Origin of the sequence: Streptomyces sp. ID05-39B (assembly GCF_033794725.1) — a bacterium.
GTDB classification, from domain to species: Bacteria; Actinomycetota; Actinomycetes; order Streptomycetales; family Streptomycetaceae; genus Streptomyces; species Streptomyces bobili.
On sequence record NZ_JARGEF010000409.1, the window covers coordinates 1 to 4,021 of the forward strand.

Annotated in this window: 6 protein-coding genes; 2 read left to right on the forward strand and 4 right to left on the reverse strand. The window is 73.7% G+C overall.

The window, feature by feature from the left end; translation table 11 throughout:
• Nucleotides 1-108: 108 nt before the first annotated feature.
• The 4 genes from P1P75_RS40170 to P1P75_RS40185 all read right to left on the reverse strand — a co-directional run bounded on the left by P1P75_RS40170 (nucleotide 109) and on the right by P1P75_RS40185 (nucleotide 2,725).
• Nucleotides 109-348 (reverse strand): chaplin, encoded by a 240-nt coding sequence (locus tag P1P75_RS40170; RefSeq protein ID WP_150470308.1) that lies wholly within the window; start codon nucleotides 346-348, stop codon nucleotides 109-111.
• A 180-nt stretch (nucleotides 349-528) separates the two neighbouring features.
• On the reverse strand, nucleotides 529-774 hold the full coding sequence (gene chpE, locus P1P75_RS40175; RefSeq protein WP_319264655.1) for a chaplin ChpE: 246 nt from the start codon (nucleotides 772-774) through the stop codon (nucleotides 529-531).
• Between the two features lie 147 nt (nucleotides 775-921).
• The gene (locus P1P75_RS40180) at nucleotides 922-1,563 is read right to left on the reverse strand and encodes a response regulator transcription factor (protein ID WP_319264657.1); all 642 of its coding nucleotides are present in this window, start codon (nucleotides 1,561-1,563) and stop codon (nucleotides 922-924) included.
• Nucleotides 1,556-2,725, reverse strand: coding sequence for a GAF domain-containing sensor histidine kinase (locus P1P75_RS40185; RefSeq protein ID WP_319264658.1), 1,170 nt, complete (start codon nucleotides 2,723-2,725; stop codon nucleotides 1,556-1,558). Before P1P75_RS40185 ends, P1P75_RS40180 begins: the two co-directional genes overlap by 8 nt.
• Nucleotides 2,726-2,936: 211 nt before the next feature.
• Here P1P75_RS40185 and P1P75_RS40190 point away from each other — a divergent pair, with 211 nt between their 5' ends.
• Entirely contained in the window at nucleotides 2,937-3,635 is a 699-nt protein-coding gene (locus P1P75_RS40190; RefSeq protein WP_319264659.1) for an SDR family oxidoreductase, read from the forward strand.
• Nucleotides 3,632-4,021 (forward strand): S-adenosylmethionine:tRNA ribosyltransferase-isomerase (locus P1P75_RS40195; protein ID WP_319264660.1); only part of this gene is annotated, 390 nt, incomplete at its 3' end. The genes P1P75_RS40190 and P1P75_RS40195, both read left to right, overlap by 4 nt.

Sequence of the window (4,021 nt, forward strand, 5' to 3'; positions counted from 1 at the left end):
CCCTCCCCCATCGCCCCAGGCGGCACGCATGCCCACAGGCTGCGCGGGGGGTAGGCCGAAGGGCCCCGCACCTTGTCGGTGTGGGGCCCTTGCTGTGTGGGGCGGGTGTCAGTCGTTGACGCCCGTGTTGCCGAAGGCGGGGTTCAGGAGGCCGATGACGTTGACGCTGTTGCCGACGGCGTTGACCGGGATGTGCACCGGGACCTGGACGACGTTGCCCGAGCCGACGCCCGGCGACTTCACGGCCGCGCCCTCGGCGCCCGCGTCGGCGACAGCGGCACCGGCGGAGGCGCCGGCCGCGATACCGGCGACGGTGAGGGCCAGAGCGGCCTTCTTGGCGATGTTCATGAGAAGGGTTCCTCCTGCTGTTGCGTGGGCGACCCGGCCGCGGGTCGTGAGCTGATCAACGCGGGAGGGAGGCCGGCGGTACGGGGCCTGGCACCAAACGGCCCGTTCGGGCGATTCGGGCGACAAGCGGACCGGCCTTCCCCGGAGTGGGGCCGGGGGAGGCCGAAGGGCTGGGACGACTCAGTGGTTGAGTCCCAGGTTGCCGAAGGCCGGGTTGAGCACGCCGATGACGTTGACGCTGTTGCCGACGGCGTTGACCGGGATGTGCACCGGGGCCTGGACGGCGTTGCCCGAGACGACGCCCGGCGAGCGCTCGGCCACACCGTCGGCCGACGCACCGCTGGTGGCGGAGGCCATCCCGGCGCCCGCGGCCACCAGCCCGCCGGCCACCATCGTCACGGCCGCTGCCTTCTTCAGGTTCTTCACTTCTGACCCCTCCTGGCGATTGCCGCGGCGATCACCGCGGCACGCACTGGAGAACGCCGGCGACCGGCCAAGGGTGCGCCATCCGGGGGACATTCCCGCGACGGTATGAATCTCAGACCGGAGGAGACGCGTCCGGATGGGCAGGGTTCAGCCGGCGGCACCGTGGCGTACGGCCCACAGGGCGGCCTGGGTGCGGTCGGCGAGGTCGAGCTTCATCAGGATGTTCGAGACGTGGGTCTTGACGGTCTTCTCGGACAGCACGAGGGCTCGGGCGATCTCCCGGTTGGAGCGGCCGTCCGCTATCAGGGCGAGGACCTCGCGCTCCCGCTCGGTGAGCGAACCGCCCCTGCCCTGGCCGGAGTTGGCCTCCTCCTGGGAGAGGAGGGCGCCGGCGACCTCCGGCTGGAGCAGGATGTGTCCGGCGTGGACCGAGCGGATGGCTCCGGCCAGCGCGTCGGGGTCCACGTCCTTGTAGACGTACCCGGCGGCGCCCGCGCGCAGGGCGGGGACCACCGTGCGCTGCTCGGTGAAGCTGGTGACGATCAGCACGCGCGCGGGGTTGGCCAGTTCCCGGAGTTTACGGAGGGCCTCCACGCCGTCCATGCCCGGCATCTTGACGTCCATCAGGACGACGTCGGGCTTCAGTTCCTCGGCGCGGGCGACTCCCTCGGCGCCGTCGGCCGCCTCGCCGACGACCTCGATGTCGTCCTGCACCTCCAGGAAGGTGCGCAGGCCCCGGCGGACGACCTGGTGGTCGTCGACGAGCAGCACCTTGATCGGGTCAGCCACCGGGAGCCTCCAGTTCGATCGTGGTGCCCTTGCCGGGCACCGATTCCACGGTCAGGCTGCCGCCGATCCCGCCGGCCCGGTCGCGCATCGACACCAGGCCGAGGTGGCGGCCGGCTCTGCGGACCGCCGTGGGGTCGAATCCGCTGCCGTCGTCCGTGACGCGCAGGACGGTGTCGGGGCCGCGCTTGTGCAGGGTCACGTCGACATGCTCCGCGCCGGAGTGGCGCAGCGCGTTGTGCAGCGCCTCCTGTGCGACGCGCAGGAAGGCCTCCTCCTGGGCGGCGGGCAGGGCGCGGACGCCGTGGCCGGTGAAGGTCACGCGCGCGGAGTGGGCGCGGTCCAGGACCTGGATCTGGGTGCGGAGGGTGGCCACGAGGCCGTCCTCGTCGAGGGCGGCGGGGCGCAGCTCGACGACGGCGGCGCGCAGTTCGTCGGCGGCCTCGGCGGCGAGGGCGGCCACCTGCTGGAGTTCGCCCTTGGCGCGGGAGGGGTCGCGGTCGACGAGGGTGGCGGCGGCCTGGGCGGTCAGACGCAGGGAGAACAGCTTCTGGCTGACCGCGTCGTGCAGTTCGTGGGCGAGCCGGGAACGCTCCTCTGCGATGGTGAGCTCGCGGCTGCGCTCGTAGAGGCGGGCGTTGGTGAGGGCGATCGCGGCGTGCTGGGCGAGGATCGAGAGCAGTTCCTCGTCGTCCTCGGTGAAGCCGCAGCGGCCCTCGGACTTCGGGCGCGGGGGGTTTGCCCGCGCGGGGCAGAGCTTGTTGGCAAGGAACAGGGCGCCGATGACCTCGTCGCCGTCTCGGATGGGCAGGCCGAGGAAGTCGGACATCTCCGGGTGTGCGGACGGCCAGCCCTCGAAGCGTGGGTCCTTGCGCACGTCGGCGAGGCGCTCGGGCTTGGCCTCGTGCAGCATCGCGGCCAGGATGCCGTGCTGGCGCGGCAGCGGGCCGATGGCCTTCCACTGTTCCTCGCCGATCCCGTCGACGACGAACTGGGCGAAGCCTCCGTGGTCGTCCGGGACGCCGAGCGCGGCGTACTGCGCGTCGAGCAGCTCACGGGCCGAGGCGACGATCGTCTTCAGGACGTCACGTACCTCGAGGTGTCTGCTCATGGCCAACAGCGCGGAACTGACCGCGGCGAGGCCGGACCGGGGGCCTTGACTCATGCTCCTCACGGTACCGGCGGGGTGTGACAGCGGGCATCGGACCTGTGACGCACCGGGGTAGGCCGCAGGGCCTAGGGCTGAGGTCCCCGGTGCCGGGGGCGTACGTCGAAGGGCCCCGGCGGGCCCCGTCCCGCGTCCGAGGCGGCCGCCGCGGTGGCGTTCCTACGGTGAGGGCACCGCCGAGTGGCGGGTCGACGAGGGGACGGTTGTCATGCCGGTTGCGATCATCACGGGGGCTTCGAAGGGGCTGGGGCGGGCGCTCGCCGAGGCCCTGGCCGCGCGGGGCTGGGATCTGGTGCTGGACGCCAGGACGGCGGAGGTGCTGAAGGAGACGGCGGCCGCGGTCGCGGAGCACGGGACGAGGGTGGAGGCGCTCGCGGGGGACGTGACCGATCCCGGGCACCGCGGCGCGCTGGTGGCGGCCGCGCGGCGGCTCGGGGGGTGCCGGCTGCTGGTGAACAACGCCAGCGCGCTGGGCGCCGAGCCGCTGGTACGGCTGGCGGAGCTGCCCCTGGACGGGCTGCGGCGGGCCCTGGAGGTGAACGTCGTGGCGGCGCTCGGCCTGGTCCAGGAGGCGCTGCCGCTGCTCCGCGCGGCGCCGGACGGTGCGGTGATCACGCTCAGCTCGGACGCCGCGGCCGAGGCGTACGGGACGTGGGGCGGTTACGGGGCGTCGAAGGCGGCCCTCGACCAGCTCGCGGCGGTGCTCGGCGAGGAGGAGCCGGGGCTGCGGGTGTGGGCGGTGGACCCCGGGGACATGGCGACGGACCTGTACGCGGCGGCCGTACCGGGGGACGACGGGGTGCGGCCCGATCCGGGGAGTGTGGTGCCGGCGTTTGTGCGGTTGCTGGACGAGCGGCCGCCGAGCGGGCGGTTCGGGGCACCGGCTCTGCTGGAGGGACGGCGATGACGCTGGCCCTGAGGGTGCCGGAGGAGCTGTCGGCGCGGGTTCCGGCCGAGCAGCGCGGGCCGGGGCGGGACCGGGATTGCGTACGGCTGCTGGTGTCGCGTGGGAGTGAACCGGCGCATCACGTGTTCCGGGAGCTGCCGGGCCTGCTGCGGGCCGGGGATCTGCTGGTGGTGAACACCTCGCCGACGCTGGCCGCGGCCGTGGACGGGCGGATCGGGCACGCGCGCGTGGTGGTGCACTTCTCCACGCTCGGGGACGACGGGCGGTGGGCGGTCGAGGTGCGGGAACCGGACGGGCGGGGCACCACGCGCCCGCGTGCGGGCGGGCCGGCCGGTACGCAGGTGCGGCTGCCCGCGGGGGTGCGGCTGGTGCTGGACGAGGGGCTG